Origin of the sequence: Sporosarcina sp. P29 (genome assembly GCF_002743265.1) — a bacterium.
GTDB lineage: Bacteria > Bacillota > Bacilli > Bacillales_A > Planococcaceae > Sporosarcina.
In genome coordinates this window covers 92,798-111,379 of record NZ_PDYX01000001.1, presented here as the reverse complement: position 1 = coordinate 111,379, position 18,582 = coordinate 92,798, and the positions used below count along the sequence as shown (strand labels likewise).

Genomic DNA, 18,582 nt, shown 5'->3' with positions numbered 1-18,582 from the left:
GAGATGGAAATACTTTCATACATGTCGATTATAATTAAAGATAGCTCATTGTAAAATGTATGAGTTGAATACAGAATACTTTTTGATCGTAAAGGGTATAGTAGTTCTGTCGCTAGTAAACTGTAATGTTCAATCAGTGCTAGGCAGTGAGTAGTAAAGGAGTCCTTTCATGAAAGATTCAAATAAAAGACGTCGATCAGTATGGATCGATAGTGCGTTAATTATCACAATCATAACATTGGTATCTATTACGCTACTATTAATAGTGAATGTAATGAAAACTAAAGATACTAGCTCTACTAAACAGGTAACACATGAAGTCATACCTGCACCGAAGCAGAAAGTGTCGGTAGAGTCGAGTACATCACCCTACCCAGGTATAAAAATTTTATCTGAGAAAGCCAGTGAATCACAGTATCCTTTTGTCATTCGTTATCCGCAAACAGAGTACGATGGCTTTAATCAGCAAGTGTTAGACTCTGTAGAGGAATTGAAAACGGCCTATGCCAATAAACAACAAAAGAAAAATAGAGTGTCTAAGTTAGATGTATCTTTTGAAACACTCCAGCATCTTTCGGGAAATTATTCTTTTGTTATGCAAGCTGTTACGTACTTTGCTGATCAAGATAGTCACAAGGAAATACAAACATTTCATATCAATCCTGAAACAGGGGACGAACTAACGATTGAAGATATTGTAGATCATGATCTGGAAAAGCTAAAACGAATGGCGAGTGTAGTGCGTAACGAAATATATCATAGTCCGTCACTGCAAGATGATGTGATTAAGGAAAGTGTATGGCAACCTACTGAACCAATGTGGGTAAACTATCGTAACTTCGCTTTAACAGACGATTCATTAATTCTTTATTTCGGAACTGGTGAATTTACAAAGAAGCAAGCTGGACCGGCAACAGTAGAAATCCCACTACGAAAATTGAATTCCTTCTTAGCAAAGGAATTTCAAGTGGCGACTGAAGACGAGAAGAAAGATAAAACCATTGCTTTGACGTTTGATGATGGTCCCGATCCAAACTATACCGTCAGGATTTTAGAGACGCTCGAGAAATATAATGCAAAAGCTACATTCTTTATGCTGGGCAATAGAGTTCATTCATATCCTTCAATTGCCAAGAAGGTAGCTGAAGCTGGACATGAGATAGGTAACCATTCTTGGAATCATCCTTCCTTGACAGGGGTTACTGATGTTGCACTTCAAAGTGAAGTGAAAGGTACATCCGATATCATTGAAGCGATAACAGGACAACCTGCAACTGTTTTCAGACCACCATATGGGGCTGTTGATGATCGAGTACGAGAAAGTACGAAATTACCTGTAGTGTTATGGAATGTGGATACATTGGACTGGGAGCATCATGATCCAGAGCTGTTATTAGAACATGTCACGGAAGCTACCCGTGCAGGAAGTATTATTTTAATGCATGATATTCATAAATCCACAGCGGATGGACTAGACGCGGTACTCGAAAATCTACAGTCTCAAGGCTATAAATTTGTAACAGTATCTGAAATGGATGATTATTAATGTGAAGTTGTTTCATTGTTTTTGTCTAACAATGGAACAACTTTTGTTTTGTAAAGTCCTATTTACGTAAAGAAGTTCATATGCTGTCCAAATAGCTGTAACATATAAAGAAAATAAGTAGTGGTGAACTATTATTAGTACAACACAGCATGATATACTAAACGGAATGAAATCATTGGGGGAACAATTAGCATGGAATGGAGAAATTTATACCGCGGTTTTTTAATGGGCATCAGTGACCTGGTTCCCGGAGTAAGTGGCGGAACGATAGCATTTATATTAGGGATTTATGATCAATTACTTATTTCGATAAGTGGATTTTTTAGTAAAGACTGGAAGAAACATATTGGGTTTCTCCTTCCTCTTGGTATCGGGATGGGAGCGACGATCATTCTATTCAGTAAAGTGATCTCGTATTTACTGAAGCATTATCATGAACCAACGCAATATTTCTTTTTAGGATTAATTGTTGGTGTCATTCCATTTGTTTCAAAGCAAGCAGGACTGAGAAAAAACTTTAAATTTCATCATGTTTTGTTGATGGTAGTAGTGGCAGCAGCATTAGCTTCTACAGCTTTTATGAATCCTATTGATCCCATTACGATTACACATCTAACAGTGAAAAATACCATTATCCTTTTCCTATCAGGCTGGGCAGGTAGTATGGCGATGCTGTTACCAGGTGTCAGTGGATCATTTATTCTCCTGTTGTTAGGCGTTTATGCCTCAGTCATTACGGCAATATCAGACTTTAACATACCAATTATCATCGCGACGGGTTGTGGGATAGTCTTTGGGTTTGTAATTAGCAGTAAATTAATACGCTATCTTCTTGCCAATTTCCATACCGGAATGTTTGCCATCATCATGGGATTAATCATCGGTTCGATTTTTGTGATTTACCCTGGTATGCCTGAAAGTGGTACACCGTTTGTCATGAGTGTTATCGCCATCGTCCTTGGCCTCTTAATTGCCAATATATTAAATGGTGTAGGGGATAAAGCATAAAATACAAAAACCGCTTGGAGATTTGCTCCAAGCGGTTTTTTATATGATTTTATTGTTCTACAATTGTTGTTGTATTTTCAATATCTACATCAGCCATCGGAATATCCAATGCTTTCGCTACACCTTCACCGTATTTCGGGTCTGCTAAGTAACAGTGACGAATATGCTTGATTTTGATCTCTTTCGGAGCGTCACCCATATTCCGTGCAGTGTTCTCAAATAAACGCTGCTGCTCTTCTAAGTTCAAAATATTGAACAACTTACCAGGCTGTGTGAAGTAATCATCGTCATCTTCACGGAAGTCCCAGTGATCGGCGTCGCCGTGAATTTTTAGTGGTGGCTCTTTGAAGTCTGGTTGTTCTTGCCACTCACCATAGCTGTTTGGCTCGTAGTGAGTAGTAGAGCCCATATTGCCATCCACACGCATTGCACCATCGCGGTGGAAACTATGGAACGGACATTTTGGTGCGTTAACAGGAATCTGGTGGTGATTGACACCTAAACGATAACGTTGCGCATCGCCATAAGAGAATAGACGAGCTTGTAACATTTTATCAGGTGAGAATCCAATACCCGGAACGACCGCTGCTGGTGTAAACGCAGCTTGTTCTACTTCAGCAAAGTAGTTTTCAGGGTTGCGATTTAATTCAAATTCACCGACTTCAATTAGTGGAAAGTCTTTTTTATACCAAACTTTTGTTAAGTCGAATGGATTGTATGGCATTTCCATTGCTTGTTCTTCTGTCATCACTTGAATGTACATTTTCCATTTAGGGAAATTGCCATTGTCGATATTAGATAGCAAATCGCGTTGTGAACTTTCACGATCTGATGCAACTGTTGCTGCAGCCTCTTCATCTGTCATGTTTTCAATACCTTGCTGGGAACGGAAGTGGAACTTCACCCAGTGGCGTTCATTGTTTTCATTGATCATACTGAATGTATGGCTACCAAAACCGTGCATTTCACGGAATGAACGAGGTATACCGCGGTCGCTCATGACAATAGTGATTTGGTGTAATGCTTCAGGAAGTCCAGTCCAGAAATCCCAGTTGTTTGTTGGACTACGTAAGTTTGTACGTGGATCACGTTTTACTGCGTGATTCAAGTCAGGGAATTGCAATGGATCACGGAAGAAGAATACAGGCGTATTGTTTCCGACCATGTCCCAGTTTCCTTCTTCAGTATAGAACTTCAAAGAAAATCCGCGGATATCGCGCTCTGCATCTGCTGCACCACGTTCACCTGCAACAGTGGAGAAACGTGCGAACATCTCCGTCTGTTTACCAATCTCTGAAAATAACTTTGCTTTCGTATACTTTGTAATATCATGCGTTACAGTGAAAGTACCGTAGGCTCCAGATCCTTTTGCGTGCATACGACGTTCAGGAATCACTTCACGGTCGAAGTGCGCTAATTTTTCAAGTAACCATACATCTTGTAATAGAAGTGGACCTCTTGGACCCGCTGACATAGAGTTTTGGTTATCAACTACAGGTGCACCCGCAGCAGTCGTCAATTTTCTTTTTTGAGAATTATTATCATTGTTGTTCAAAATACATTCCTCCTCGATTGTTGGTTTATAACCTATAAACACTATTATACCAGAGCTAAATTTAAAAAGAAAGCCTTATTTATAATAGTTATTAATTAATAATAGTTATTATTAAGTATAGGTTATTATGTACTGTATATTCATCATAATTTGTTACCAACTATTTGTCTAGAAATACGAATTAGATTAAGTATAATTGTAGAATGATGTATAATAATGATAGAAAATGTTTTGCATAGAAAGGACATCAATATATGAGCACTATGAAAAAATGGTTTCTTTATGCCATTGTACTAAGCTGTTTATCAGTAGTATTAGTTGCATGCAATGATAAAGAAGAAACAGCACCACCAGCGACATCAACCGAACTGACTCCTGAAATTCCAGAAGAAGAGGAAGTCATCGTTGCAGCAGTGGATGATGAAGAATTATATCAAAAAGTAGTGAGTCAGCTAGAACAGGTGGGTTTAACAGTAAGCGAACCAGATGAAGCTGCGATTGATATGTTCAGAGCGGAAAGTGGCATGGTATTAACGATCAATGGAGACGCTTTACTTCCATTACATCTCTATAAACTAGATCCATCTGACAAGCGCCTTGATATAGTTGAAGAAACCGGCAATCTTCCGGTGTATATCGGCAGTAAGACCGAGCAGTTGGCCGTAAAAAAGGTAGATCACTTCATTATATATCTCCACAAAGGACATCCTGATTATGATGAGATTATGAAAACAATAGATAACATCTAATTAAAACGACTGGCTTCCTATTTAATAAAGGGGAGCTGGTCGTTTTTTCACATTGGAGGATTATCGTATTGTAAGGGGGCATAGTGAATTTACAAATGATCATAGTAACGTCTTACCCGCTCAAAGCTTTCGTCAATCGCTCATAGTTCTTGCATACCCGCTCTATGGCATGTTCTAACCGCTCATACCTACGAAACACCCGCTCTATAATACTCGTTACCCGCTCAATTTAGTCCTTTTCCTAATAATGGAATATAAAGCACTCGCAACTACAACAGAAATCCCAGCTTACAACCGTAGAGTGTAAGAGGAAAATCACTGAAATCGGGTCGAATCTCCATCTTATCTGCGTTGTTACAAAGCCGCCATAACTTCTAGACGATTTCGTCATAAGTTTGCAGGTTTGTAACAGGAATATCGTACATAGTTCACGAACTAATTTTCGTTCTGCGTTATTCTAGGTAGTAGAAAGACAGTTCGAAAGGAGATCAACAAAAATGATGGAAGAAGTTTTATTAGCGAGAATCCAATTCGCATCTACCACATTGTTTCATTTCATTTTCGTCCCTTTGTCCATCGGCTTGGCGCTGATTATCGCGATCATGCAGACGATGTATGTAGTGAAGAAAGATGAAATCTACTTAAAAATGACGAAGTTCTGGAGTGTTTTCTTTCTGATCAACTTCGCGATCGGTGTAGTGACTGGAATCATTCAAGAGTTTCAATTTGGGATGAATTGGTCAGCTTACTCTAGATTTGTTGGAGACATCTTTGGTGCTCCACTAGCTGTTGAAGCGTTACTAGCATTTTTCCTAGAATCTACGTTTATCGGAATTTGGATCTTTGGTTGGAACAAGCTACCGAAGAAATTACACTTAGCTTGTATTTGGTTAGTATCTATCGGAACGGTCATGTCCGCATTCTGGATTCTGGCAGCTAACTCATTCATGCAAAATCCAACAGGCTATGTATTACAAAATGGCCGTGCGGAAATGAATGATGTGGTCGCCTTGCTGACAAATGAAAAGTTATGGGTTGCGTTCCCACATACGATTTTCGGAAGTTTTGCTACCGGTGCATTTTTCGTAGTCGGTGTTAGCGCATGGTATTTGATTAAAAAACGTAATGTAGACTTCTTTAAAAAGTCTCTGGCAATTTCATTAGTCATCGGTATGTTGTCAGGTCTCGGAATTGCATTTACGGGTCACGCACAAGCTCAGTACTTGATGCATGCACAACCAATGAAGATGGCAGCGGCAGAAGCGCTATGGGAAGATAGTGGAGATCCGGCTGCATGGACATTGTTTGCAAAGATTGATGTGGAAAATCGAGAGACAACGAAACGAATTGATATACCTTATATGTTGAGCTATTTAACATACAGTGAGTTTAAAGGGAAAGTACAAGGTATGAACGCGTTGGAACAACAAATGATTGAACAGCACGGAGAAGGGGAGTATCTTCCACCTGTTAAGACGACATTCTGGAGTTTCCGTATAATGGTGGTTACAGGCGGTACACTACTTGGGTTAGGTGCACTTGGTTTGTTCCTAATGTTCCGAAAGAAAATTGTGGAGTCCGTGTGGTTCTTACGACTTCTAGTAGTGGGGATCTTCCTACCGTTTATAGGGAACTCATTTGGTTGGATCATGTCTGAAATGGGACGACAGCCATGGGTAGTCAACGGTTTGATGAAAACGGCGGATGGTATTTCACCAAACGTTTCAGCAGGGCAGATTCTGTTTTCACTCATATCCTTCTCTACTATATATACGATCCTTGGAATCATCATGGTCGTATTGTTCGTGAAATTCATCCAGCGTGGTCCGGAAGAACAACCGGAAGAGGATGTATCAGCAACAGATCCGTTTGAAACAGGAGGTGCGGGACATGCCGTTAAGTGATATTTGGTTTATATTGATCGCTGTCCTATTCATAGGGTTTATCTTCTTAGAAGGATTTGATTTCGGTGTCGGAATGAGTACGAAATTCTTGGCACGTAATGATTTGGAAAAAAGAGTTGTCATGAATACGATTGGACCTGTTTGGGATGCGAATGAAGTATGGCTAATTACTGCGGGTGGTGCGATGTTCGCTGCATTCCCACACTGGTATGCAACAGCATTTAGTGGATTTTATTTACCGTTTGTTATTTTATTGCTAGCCTTCATCATACGGGGCGTAGCATTCGAGTTTCGTAATAAGGTTGATTCGAAAGCCTGGGTCAAGACGTGGGACTGGGCAGTATTCATCGGTAGTATTTTACCGCCATTCCTATTTGGTGTATTCTTCACGAGTTTAATTCGCGGATTACCGATTGATGGAGATATGAACATGTATGCAAGCTTTACCGATTTTATAAATGTCTACACAGTGATTGGTGGTGTAACGTTTGTTCTGTTATCGTATCTCCATGGTTTGCTGTTCATCGGCTTAAAAACTATAGGGGAGTTACGTGAGCGAGCGAATGCAACTGCACGTAACGTGTATGCATTGACTGGTGTATTCCTCATATTGTTTATCATCTTTACGTATTTGGATACAGATGCCTTTACAGATCATGGAGCTATTTTGATTCCAACGTATGGTCTGGCAGTTATATTGTACGGTTTACTGTTCTTCTTCTTAAAATCAAAACGAGAAGGACTGAGCTTTACGATGACTGGTTTAGTGTTAATCATTATCATGGCTAATTTTTTCATCGCGCTATTCCCGAATGTCATGATCAGCTCAATGGATCCTGCATTTAATATGTCGATTGCCGATGCGGCTTCAGGAGACTATTCATTGAAAATCATGACAATCGTAGCGTTTACTATGGTGCCAATCGTTTTGGCGTATACAATTTGGAGTTATTACGTGTTCCGTAAACGGTTGACGGGTGATAAGGAGCATCTAGAATACTAATGGATAAATACTTGCTTCAATACAAAGGAAGTAAACAAGTGATGGTATGGATTGGACTACTTACTGTAGTTCAGTCCATCGCCATTGTTATTCAAGCGATCTATTTAGCAAAAGCGATTACACAATTGTTCCAAGGTGCAGACTGGAGTGAAGCACTTCGGTCATTTGTGATTTTTGTCGTAGCAAACAGTGTACGTCATGTGATCCAATGGGCGAAGGAACGTATTTCGTATCGCTTTGCCGATCTAACAGCAAAGGATTATGAGCAACAATTATTAAAAAAAATCTTTGATTTGGGTCCTCAAGTAGTGGGGAAATATGGTTCTGGACATTTAGTGACACTTGGTTTAGAAGGTGTTCCGAAGTTCAGAAAGTATGTAGAATTGCTCATACCACGGACGTTAGCGATGGCTATTGTTCCGTTTGTCATTGTCGGATATGTCTTTACTTTAGATATTATGTCGGCTGTGACACTCATTATAGTTTTGCCGATTCTCATCATTTTCTTAATTCTGATCGGATTGGTTTCGAAGAAGAAAATAGATGAGCAGATGGATACGTACCGCTTACTTTCACGGCACTTTGTCGATTCATTACGGGGAATTGTGACACTGAAATACTTAGGACGTAGCCGAGCACACGAGGAATCTATTGCTATAGTCAGTAATAAATATCGTATCGCGACGAATCGATCATTGCGCTACGCGTTTCTGTCTTCGTTTTCATTGGATTTCTTTGCTAGTCTTTCCGTAGCAGTAGTGGCGGTTGAACTGGGTCTGCGTTTGATTAATGGACAGATTCTTCTTGAACCGTCACTTGCTATTTTGATTTTGGCGCCAGAATTTTTCTCGCCTGTTAGAGAGTTAGGGAATGACTTCCATGCTACAGCTGACGGCAAGGATGCAAGCTTACAAATCCACAGTATTTTAGAAGAGGAAACAGTTGTTCAGCCAGTGATTGTTTCGCCGATTGCTACTTGGAACGACAAGTCAAAGATCGAGTTACGAAATGTCGAAGTCAAAATCGATGAACAAACTATTTTTGAAGGGTTGGATTTAGAGTTACAAGGATTCACAAAAGTTGGCGTCATTGGTCATTCAGGAGCGGGAAAATCGACACTTATTGATGTCTTATCCGGTTTCACATTACCGACTGATGGAAGTTGCGTACTGGACGGACAAGAATTACCGCATTTAGCTATTGCTGATTGGCAAAAACAAATCGCTTATATTCCACAACATCCTACGATTTTTCCGGATACTGTTATCGGAAATATTCGCTTCTATGAACCAGATGCTACATTGCAGGAAGTACAAGATGCGGCGGAGCGGGTAGGTCTGGATCTTTTGATCGCAACGTTCCCAGCAGGTTATGAAGAACGGATCGGAGCGGGTGGAAGAGTTCTGAGCGGTGGAGAAGAACAACGGATAGCGCTAGCTCGTTCGTTACTGCAACGTCGTCAAATATTATTATTCGATGAGCCGACTGCACATTTGGATATTGAAACAGAGCATGAATTAAAGCAGATGATCTTACCACTTCTTGAAGATAAACTCGTTGTGTTTGCTACGCATCGCATTCATTGGATGCAAGAAATGGATACGATTGTAGTCCTGGAAAATGGTAAAGTGGTAGAAACGGGCTCTCACGAACAATTATTGCAACAAGACGGAGCCTATTGTCGTTTACTTGAAGCGCGTGGAAGGGGGCATGCTGTATGAACTTGTACCAACAACATATACTTCCCTATGCCCGTAAATATAACAAAACCATACTATCTACTATACTTCTCGGAACACTGACTATTCTTTCAGCTGCGATGTTGACCTTTACATCAGGATATTTAATATCCCGTACATCCGAAAGGCCTGAAACGATATTACTTGTTTATATTCCGATCGTGGCAGTTCGGACATTCGGTATTTCGCGTGCAGCCTTACGATATGTAGAGCGTTTGCTTGGCCATAATGCCGTATTGAAAATTATTGCCGATATGCGGGTACAGCTATATCACGTACTGGAGCCGCAAGCATTATTCATTCGTTCACGTTTTCAGACGGGCGATTTACTTGGTGCACTAGCGGATGATATTGAACATTTACAGGATGTCTATATCCGTACGTTGTTTCCGACTGTCATTGGATTATTCTTATTCAGTTTCTCTGTGATTGTACTGGCTGTCTATGACTGGAAATTTGCGCTTATTATGGCTGTGTTACTAGCCATCGTGACGTTTATGTATCCTATGCTTTCACTTTATATGATGAAGAAAAACCAGTTGCAATCGAAAAAACTTCACAGTCAATTGTATAATACGATGACAGAAGGTATTTTTGGTTTACGTGATTGGATCATCAGCGGCAGAAAACAACAATTCCTTGCGTCATTTAAAGAAGAAAGTCATGCAAGCCACGCCATTGATAAAAAACTGGCGTATTGGCAACAATCTCGGACGATGCAATTGCAAGTTTTCTCAGGATTACTAGTCTTAGTCGTCGGAGTTTGGGCAGGACAGCAAGCTGCAGCAGGTTCGTTGGCACCTACGTATATCGCTGCATTTACATTGGTTACGTTGCCGATTTTAGAAGGCCTGATCCCAGTGTCATTCGCGATCGAACGTTTACCTGCTTATGAAGCTTCTTTGCAGAGGATTGACGCTATTCATCAGCAAAACACTGCAGAGGAGCCAATCGCAATGGAGCTTAGTCGAGCAGATCAAGTTTCTATCGTTCTCGACAATGTTGGTTATCGTTATGAAGGTCAGAAAGAAAATGCAGTTCAAAATATTTCACTGACGATTCAACCAGGAGAAAAAGTGGCAGTACTAGGAAAGAGTGGTGCAGGAAAGTCCACTCTTATACAGTTATTACTTGGCACCGTTCAACCGACAGAAGGACAGGTACATGTCAATGAACAAGCCGCTTCACTCTATGGAGATTCTATATTTGAAATTATGAGCGTTTTGAATCAAAAGCCATACCTTTTCGCAACAACAGTTCAAAATAATATAAAACTTGGTGACGCATCTGCTACTTTCGAAGATGTGCAGCGGGTAGCTGAACAAGTTGGTTTATTTGAGTATTTGCAATCACTTCCAGAAGGCTTGAAAACTCAAATGGAAGAAACAGGACAACGATTCTCAGGTGGAGAGCGTCAACGGATTGCTTTGGCACGAATTTTATTGAAACAAACGCCAGTTGTCATTTTAGATGAGCCGACTGTCGGTTTAGATCCGGTGACAGAGCACTCTCTTGTAGAAACACTTCATCACTCTTTAGAAGATAAAACGGTCGTATGGATCACACACCACTTAATGGGCATGGAAAAAATGGATCGTATTATTTTCATGGATGGCGGGGAAGTCATTATGAACGGAACACATAAAGAATTATTAGCTACAAACGAAAGATATCAGCAGCTATATGCATTAGATCAAGGTATATAAACTTCTTGAATTACGGTGACTATCATGAACCAGTGAAAAAACGACGATGCCCTTTCTGTAACAGAAAGCACATCGTCGTTTTAATCTTTAGATTCAGTGTAGAAGAGGCACTGTACCCCCATTCCACTCTCTACTAACATCTTTCTATCGCTTAGAAAAAAGGTAGATGGATGAAATAGCCAAGTAACAAGCAAATCGTAGTTGAGACAATGACACCCGGTATAGCAAACAACACATATCGTTTAACACTCATACCGCTCATTCCCGAAACATAACAAATGAAATGGCGCATACCAGGAACAAAGTAACCGAATGTCACCGTCCAGGAGCCGTAAGTCATAAACCATCGCTCGACCTTGTGCATACGATGGGGCGTGAGGAATAAGTGATTTCCAAAACGATGAATCAATGGTTTACCAAGTTTTCTGCCAATCATATAGGTGAACAATGTTCCGACCATGACTCCAGATAGTGTGAAAATGATTGTGAAGACAAACTGGAACGTACCTGCTGAAGTTAAATAACCGGCGAATGCTACAAGCACTTCATCCGGCAAAGGAAGCCCGAAAATACCAAGAGCCAAAAAGAAAAATATAGAAAGATAGCCATACTGCACTATATATTCTTGAAGATGTTCCATCAGAAAACCTCATCTACTTAAGATTGCCATTCTCCGATCCTATCACCAACTTGAACTTCCGTAAACGACATTTTTTCTGGCTTAAATACGTCATTTTGTTCAATGAATAAAATAACAGTAGATCCAAATGCAAAATGACCAAAATCTTGCCCTTTTTCACAAGTAGTTTCAGAATTTGCAATGCGGACACTGTTTACATTTAAGGCGCCTACTTTGACGACAGCTACATGTCCGAAATCAGTCAAGAGTTCCGAAATGACCCTATGGTTAGAAGAAAACACATCGTTACGCATACGAATTCCTAAATCATTTACTGGATATGAAGTAGAACCTAATGCATAGCGATTTATCAACGTTCCAGAAATAGGATAATGGAAATGATGATAATGTCTAGGAGAAAGATAGAATAGATAATAATAGCCATTCGTATAGCGAGCAGCTTTTTCTGTGCCGCCAAGCAATGAAGCTAGACTGTATGTTTTATCTTTCACGCTAAATTGTTGTTGTGTATCAATAATGCCTGAGTCGCTCAAAACACCGTCAACTGGAGAGATTAACGTCTTTTGATTGCTATCAATTGGTCTCTTACCAGTCTGTAATGAACGGGTGAAAAAGTCATTGAGACTTTTATAATGTTCTATTGGGTATTCCGCTTCGTCTATTTGAATATGATAGAATGACGCAAAAGGCTTTATTAACGGTTTACTAATACGTGAGGTAGTGACTTGTTTAAGCAAAGCCGAACTGACCGGTGATCCAGTTAATTCAACAAATGATTTAAAAATACGTGTTTTCATCTTTTCTTCCTTTCATTTAAAGCATATACTAAAGAAGTGTACGAGGAGGTCGTAACTTGTTTTCATCTAGATATTTTAATTATACTAAACTAAAATCCCAATTGGCGAATATCATAACACTTTTTAATTTAAGTTTAGGGATTATAGCGATATTACTTGTGCTTCAAGGTCATGCACATATGAGTCTGATGTTCATATTCTTCGCTGCATTATTTGATCGGTTCGATGGAATGGTAGCCAGGCATTATCAGGCAGAGTCGGCATTTGGTAAAGAACTTGATTCGCTCAGCGATTTAGTTTCATTCGGCGTAGCACCTGCTATTCTACTCTATGACACCGCGTTGACTGATACGATGTGGATTGGTTTGTCCGCTGTAATTTTTTATATTTTAGCAGGCGCAGTCCGTTTAGCCCGCTATAACGTCGAAGAGTTCGATGGCTCCTATTATGGCCTGCCTATAACAGCGGCCGGTGTTTTACTTACATTGAGTTACTTCGTAGTTCCGTATTTAATTGCACCTTACATTGTGATTTATATGTGTGTACTTGCATGGCTTATGGTCAGTCGTATTCGTATAGCGAAAGTGTGAAAAGTGTCTTGCAGAGAATTTTCTGTAAGGCTCTTTTCATTGTAGGAAGCTATCACTGACTCAGAAATTCTGTTATGCTTAAGGAAAACTAGAAGGAGTGGTCAGTATGTCAGGACCCGCATTAAGACAGCTTCATTCACATAAAGCAATTCATGAAGGTGGACTTTCTGGTGCCGTAATGAAAACAGATGATTTACTAGAATATGTAGAACAAGGTGAAACGGAAATGGTTCAGCAGGCTTGCGATCATTTACTAGATTATTGGAAGACACGCGTGATCAGTCATGCGGATGCTGAAGAAGAAGGCTTTTATAAACAAGTTCTAGAAGAGAAGCCAGAGCTTGCGCGAGACATTATCCAGCTTACCCGTGACCACGATTTGATGCGAATACTCGTTGCAGATATCGAGGCATTACGTGAGGAAGATCCAACCGTCACAACTGAAATTATGCAGAAATTCAACGGTTTGATCGTGGTGAATGAATTACATAGCAGAGAAGAAGAACGTTTATTATTTCAATAACAAAACTAGTAACTAAGGGAAGGTGGTGGCGATCATTCAAAATCCGTTAGATATATTGGAAAAGTATTTTGGTTATTCAGCATTTCGAGAAGGGCAGCAGCGAGTTATTGATCAAGTACTACAAGGTGATGACTCACTTTGCGTCATGCCAACAGGTGGTGGTAAGTCGGTCTGTTATCAAGTACCTGCGCTAGCGATGGAAGGAACTGTTCTTGTCATTTCGCCGCTGATTTCTTTGATGAAGGACCAAGTCGATGCATTGCATCAGTTGGGTATTCCAGCAGCGTATATTAACAGTACATTATCATCAGAAGAATATTTTGGCACGATGGATAACGCACTTGAAGGAAAATATAAACTGTTATATGTGGCTCCAGAGCGATTGGATTCCGAATCCTTTCTTAATCAATTACAGCGGATGACGATTCCGCTAATTGCGATCGACGAAGCGCATTGTATTTCACAATGGGGACATGATTTCCGGCCGAGTTACCGAAATATCCATCGTATCTTTGATTATTTAAACAACCGGCCCATTGTTCTTGCACTAACCGCAACGGCTACACCCGAAGTACAGGATGATATATGCCAGCAATTGCATATCCCGCCTGTAAGTCGCGTCGTAACTGGTTTCGAAAGAAGCAATTTGGTGTTCTCTGTAGTCAAAGGTCAAAATCGAGACCAATTTGTTAAAGAATATGTTCAGAAAAACAAAAATGAATCGGGCATTATTTATGCCGCGACTAGAAAAGCAGTGGAGCAAGTTTATGTATTACTTGAAAAAAGTGGTATCCCAGCTGCAAAGTATCATGCAGGATTACCCATTGATGAACGCCAACAGCAGCAAGATCGATTCATCATGGAAGATGCACGCGTGATGGTCGCAACTAACGCGTTCGGTATGGGAATCGATAAATCCAATATTCGCTACGTCATTCATTATCAAATGCCGAAGAATATGGAAAGTTATTATCAGGAAGCTGGAAGGGCAGGGCGTGATGGGCTCGACAGTGATTGTTATTTGTTATTCTCTTCGCAAGACGTCTTAACACAACGCTTCCTCATCGAACAGTCTCCAGATCCTTCCCGTGTATCGAATGAAATCAAAAAGATGCAAGTGATGGTAGATTACTGCCATACGGAAGGTTGTCTGCAAAAACACATCATCAAGTATTTTGGCGAAGATGATGTGGAAGATTGTGGTCGTTGCGGCAACTGCACCGACACGCGCGAACAGTTTGATGTAACAGTGGATACGCAAAAAGTGCTTTCCTGTGTTATCCGTATGGGGCAACGCTTTGGTAAGACGATGGTTGCGCAAGTACTGACAGGATCGAGAAATAAGAAGCTCAAAGAATTAAACTTTGATGAGCTAACGACATATGGATTGATGAAAGGACGCAATGCCAAAGACGTGGCAGATTTCATCGAATTTTTGATTTCAAAGAATTACCTACAAGTTGAAAGTGGGCCGTATCCAACTATTTTCGTCAGTGAAGATGGGAAAGATGTCTTACTAGGAAAAGTAAAAGTCTGGCGTAAAGGCGAGATGGTGACAACTATCGTCGCTAAGGACGATCCGTTATTCAATGAACTTCGAGCGATGCGCTTGAAACTAGCACAAGAAGCTGGTGTCCCACCATTCGTTATTTTCTCGGACAAGACATTACGCGACATGGTAGCGAAAATGCCTGCTACCAATGAAGAGTTATTAACCGTGCAAGGGGTAGGCGAAACAAAGCTTGAACGTTACGGCGAAGTGTTCCTTGAGATTATCGATTCATTTTCAACACAGCAAGCGTAAATAGGAAACATCACAAGAAGTCGTTGCTTTACGACTTCCTGTGATGTTTTTTAAAATTTAAGATTATGATAATGAAGTAAAAAGAATAGGAGTGGTGTTGGGTTTGGGATTGGCGGTAGGAAGGACTGCTTTCCTGCGGGGTCTCAAGGCTCATGCTATTCCCGCGGGAGTCTCCACTCCGTAGCGCCAATCCCTTGCAGTGTAAGAAGATAATACTTTTTATTGCATATTGAAATAAGTGTTTTAATGAATTTTGAACTTCTAGATTTGAATTTAAATAAGTTAAGATAAAATAATAATTCACACGCTACCTTCATTGAGTGATACAAGTATCTCCACTATCAATGTAGGATGGAAGCGGAAGTTGGGGGCGAAGTGCAAAGATGTGCTCCTAACGCTTCGCTTTTACTCGCAAAAGCCGTTCTTCGTAACGGCTCTTCCCGATGGATCAGCCCGATCAGGTGAGACAACCAAAGAGAGCAAAGCGAACTGGTTGGCTCACCGCGGGCCCATGGGAAAGCGTCCCCCAACTGGAGCTTCCATACCTTCGTACTAACTAAGTAACTCACTTTTTCCCCGCGCTTGCTTTTGAACTTAACGAGTTTAAAAATCACTTATTAATCGACAATCTCCATATAAAAAGGTATGCCCATTAAAGTCAAATGACTTCAACAGACATACCTTTTTTATACTATTTACTGTGCAGAGCGTTGACCCTCGACTGGACGAGTATCTTTTCGCAAACCGATTAATGTGAAAATGGCTGCGATTAACAAAATCGCACTTGCAAGCATGAAGGCATGATGGAATTCCAAGTCCAATATACCAATAGCGCTAGATCCTACTACTACGCCAAAGGAGAAGAATGCATAGAAGAATCCATACGCTTTCCCTCTTGTTTCGGGTTCCGTGGAATCAATTAGCAATGAGTTAATAGAAGGGAACAGGAATGCGAACCCAGTTCCATAGACGACCATCGCCAGCATCATCAAAGATAGTTCGTCAACTTGTGATAAGAACAACATACTGCCACTCATCAAAATCAAGCCGACTGCCAATGTGACCATCGGACGGGCGATATCAAAAATACGGTTGATCGGCAAAACGAAAATCAACACAGCGACTAGACCGAAAACACTTAGCAGCATACCCGTCGTTTTTGCATCAAACTGAAGGTACTCGACTTTTAGTGGGAGTACTAAGGCTAACACACCTTGTGAGAACATCAGGAAGAATGCGCCAAGAAAAGCTCGGATGATACCTGGGTGGCGGAAAAACGCTAACGGCTTCACTGCTTTTTGTTTCGCTGTTTTTACTTTTCTTACGTATGTAAACGAACGTAAAAAAATAACGGCGCCAATGGTTAGCAAAACCATGAAGACCCCATTGATGGCCATGATGGTCACAACGCTTGTCTTAACGGAAACGATTCCGCTATAGGCAGGTCCGAAAATGGCAGCAAGTCCGACAAACGCACCAGAGATCGCAGCATTTCTACCCCGCTTAGAACGTTCGGAACCGTTAGCTAGAAACGTGAAGGCAGCTGGAATGATTAAACCTTCCGTTAAGCCGTGCACAAAACGAATGCCGATTAATGATCCTGAACCAGAAATCAATCCATATGAGAACAACGACAAAGCGGATGTGAACAAACCAAATAATAAAATATAGAATGGTCCTCTACGATCTGTCAAAATACCTGAAATGATATTACCGAAAATATTCGCAAACGAGTAAATACCGACCGATAATCCGACGATAAAAGCAGAAGCACCGAGACCTGTAGCGAACGGACTCATGATCGGCAACTGTGAAAATAAATCAAAGAACGAGAAGAAAACAATTAGATAGACAAAAAAGCGCATAAAAGATCCTCACTTTACAAAAAATTCAACTACTATCTATTTTAACATGAAACTTTTCGAATAGAACCGAACTGCTCAAAGATAAATATTCGCAATCTATCATCCTTCACGGTAAAATGAAAAACGTAAACAACAAAGCATAAGGGGATGAGTGATCTTGACGAAAGAAATTCGAGTAGGAATCGCTGGTTACGGTAATTTAGGGCGTGGAGTAGAGTCAGCAATCAGTCAAAATAAAGATATGACATTAGTTGGTGTATTCACGCGCAGAGAGCCGAAAGACGTACAATTACTTTCAGAACAAGTACCTGTTCTTAAGCTGGATGAAATAGAATCATTTAAAGAGGATATTGATGTCTTGATTTTATGCGGTGGTTCTAAAAATGATTTGCCAGAACAAGGGCCAGCCCTTGCGAAACACTTTACAACGGTAGATAGCTTTGACACGCATGCCAAGATTCCAGAGTACTTCGCGGCAGTTGATGAAGTAGCTAAAGAGGCAGGAACAACAGCTATCATTTCTGTTGGATGGGATCCGGGTTTATTTTCGATCAACCGTTTAATGGGTGAATCCATTTTGCCAGAAGGTGAAACGTATACGTTCTGGGGTAAAGGATTAAGTCAAGGTCACTCCGATGCAGTGCGTCGTGTTGACGGCGTAAAAGCAGGCGTTCAGTACACATTGCCAGCTGAAGATGCGATCAATCGTGTGCGTAACGGTGAGCACCCTGAGCTTTCGACAAAAGATAAACATACACGTGAATGCTATGTCGTTCTTGAAGAAGGAGCTAGTGCAGATCAAGTACGTGAAACGATTGTTACGATGCCTGATTACTTCGCAGATTACGATACGATCGTTCATTTCATTACGGAAGAAGAACTTCGTCTGGACCATGCGAAGATGCCACATGGCGGTTTCGTCATTCGCAGTGGCAACACGGGTAAGCACACAGATCAAGTCATAGAATTCTCGCTTAAATTAGATAGCAATCCCGAATTTACATCAAGTGTCCTTGTCGCATATGCAAGAGCGGCTTATAAATTGCAGCAAAAAGGCGATACTGGAGCGAAAACAGTTTATGACATCGCACCCGGCTTGTTATCACCTAAATCACCTGCAGCTATTCGTAAAGAATTACTGTAATACCTGGTA

General features: G+C 40.6%; 15 protein-coding genes. 11 read left to right on the top strand and 4 right to left on the bottom strand.

All coding sequences use genetic code 11. The features are described from left to right. The first annotated feature begins 169 nt into the window (after window positions 1-169). Window positions 170-1,546 carry a polysaccharide deacetylase family protein gene (locus CSV68_RS00495; RefSeq protein ID WP_099661222.1) on the top strand — a complete coding sequence of 459 codons (1,377 nt, stop codon included), beginning with the start codon at window positions 170-172 and terminating at the stop codon, window positions 1,544-1,546. Window positions 1,547-1,738: 192 nt separating this feature from the next. Continuing rightward, entirely contained in the window at window positions 1,739-2,554 is an 816-nt protein-coding gene (locus CSV68_RS00490) for a DUF368 domain-containing protein (protein WP_099632851.1), read from the top strand. Window positions 2,555-2,603: 49 nt separating this feature from the next. On the opposite strand, the gene CSV68_RS00485 is transcribed toward CSV68_RS00490, so the two are convergent. Further along, complete coding sequence (locus tag CSV68_RS00485; RefSeq protein WP_233190372.1) at window positions 2,604-4,028, bottom strand: catalase; 1,425 nt, start codon at window positions 4,026-4,028, stop codon at window positions 2,604-2,606. A 335-nt stretch (window positions 4,029-4,363) separates the two neighbouring features. Here CSV68_RS00485 and CSV68_RS00480 point away from each other — a divergent pair, with 335 nt between their 5' ends. The 5 genes from CSV68_RS00480 (at window position 4,364) to cydC (ending at window position 11,210) form a co-directional block, all read left to right on the top strand. Further along, window positions 4,364-4,858, top strand: coding sequence for a hypothetical protein (locus CSV68_RS00480; protein ID WP_099661221.1), 495 nt, complete (start codon window positions 4,364-4,366; stop codon window positions 4,856-4,858). 500 nt (window positions 4,859-5,358) lie between these two features. After that, a complete protein-coding gene (locus CSV68_RS00475; RefSeq protein WP_099661352.1) occupies window positions 5,359-6,762 on the top strand; it encodes a cytochrome ubiquinol oxidase subunit I in 1,404 nt (467 codons plus the stop codon). Next, entirely contained in the window at window positions 6,749-7,765 is a 1,017-nt protein-coding gene (cydB, locus tag CSV68_RS00470) for a cytochrome d ubiquinol oxidase subunit II (protein WP_099661220.1), read from the top strand. The genes CSV68_RS00475 and cydB overlap by 14 nt, the downstream gene beginning before the upstream one ends. After that, complete coding sequence (cydD, locus tag CSV68_RS00465) at window positions 7,765-9,486, top strand: thiol reductant ABC exporter subunit CydD (protein WP_099632855.1); 1,722 nt, start codon at window positions 7,765-7,767, stop codon at window positions 9,484-9,486. The genes cydB and cydD overlap by 1 nt, the downstream gene beginning before the upstream one ends. Beyond that, the gene (gene cydC / locus CSV68_RS00460) at window positions 9,483-11,210 is read left to right on the top strand and encodes a thiol reductant ABC exporter subunit CydC (protein ID WP_099632856.1); all 1,728 of its coding nucleotides are present in this window, start codon (window positions 9,483-9,485) and stop codon (window positions 11,208-11,210) included. Before cydD ends, cydC begins: the two co-directional genes overlap by 4 nt. A gap of 151 nt (window positions 11,211-11,361) precedes the next feature. On the opposite strand, the gene CSV68_RS00455 is transcribed toward cydC, so the two are convergent. Together CSV68_RS00455 and asd are read right to left on the bottom strand one after the other, a co-directional pair. Next, the gene (locus CSV68_RS00455; RefSeq protein WP_099632857.1) at window positions 11,362-11,850 is read right to left on the bottom strand and encodes a DedA family protein; all 489 of its coding nucleotides are present in this window, start codon (window positions 11,848-11,850) and stop codon (window positions 11,362-11,364) included. A 17-nt stretch (window positions 11,851-11,867) separates the two neighbouring features. Next, window positions 11,868-12,647, bottom strand: a complete 780-nt coding sequence (asd, locus tag CSV68_RS00450; protein WP_099632858.1) for an archaetidylserine decarboxylase — start codon at window positions 12,645-12,647, stop codon at window positions 11,868-11,870. Between the two features lie 56 nt (window positions 12,648-12,703). On the opposite strand from asd, the gene pssA reads away from it, so the two are divergent. The 3 genes from pssA to recQ all read left to right on the top strand — a co-directional run bounded on the left by pssA (window position 12,704) and on the right by recQ (window position 15,564). Further along, window positions 12,704-13,237: a CDP-diacylglycerol--serine O-phosphatidyltransferase gene (pssA, locus tag CSV68_RS00445; protein WP_099632859.1), complete on the top strand. Its 534-nt coding sequence runs from the start codon at window positions 12,704-12,706 to the stop codon at window positions 13,235-13,237. A gap of 106 nt (window positions 13,238-13,343) precedes the next feature. After that, window positions 13,344-13,760: a hemerythrin domain-containing protein gene (locus tag CSV68_RS00440; protein WP_099632860.1), complete on the top strand. Its 417-nt coding sequence runs from the start codon at window positions 13,344-13,346 to the stop codon at window positions 13,758-13,760. Between the two features lie 31 nt (window positions 13,761-13,791). Then, on the top strand, window positions 13,792-15,564 hold the full coding sequence (gene recQ, locus CSV68_RS00435; RefSeq protein ID WP_099661351.1) for a DNA helicase RecQ: 1,773 nt from the start codon (window positions 13,792-13,794) through the stop codon (window positions 15,562-15,564). 695 nt (window positions 15,565-16,259) lie between these two features. Here the strand turns inward: recQ and CSV68_RS00430 are convergent. Continuing rightward, the gene (locus tag CSV68_RS00430) at window positions 16,260-17,429 is read right to left on the bottom strand and encodes an MFS transporter (RefSeq protein WP_099661219.1); all 1,170 of its coding nucleotides are present in this window, start codon (window positions 17,427-17,429) and stop codon (window positions 16,260-16,262) included. 157 nt (window positions 17,430-17,586) lie between these two features. Between CSV68_RS00430 and CSV68_RS00425 the strand changes: the two genes are divergently transcribed. After that, the gene (locus CSV68_RS00425; protein WP_099661218.1) at window positions 17,587-18,573 is read left to right on the top strand and encodes a diaminopimelate dehydrogenase; all 987 of its coding nucleotides are present in this window, start codon (window positions 17,587-17,589) and stop codon (window positions 18,571-18,573) included. Window positions 18,574-18,582 lie beyond the last annotated feature (9 nt).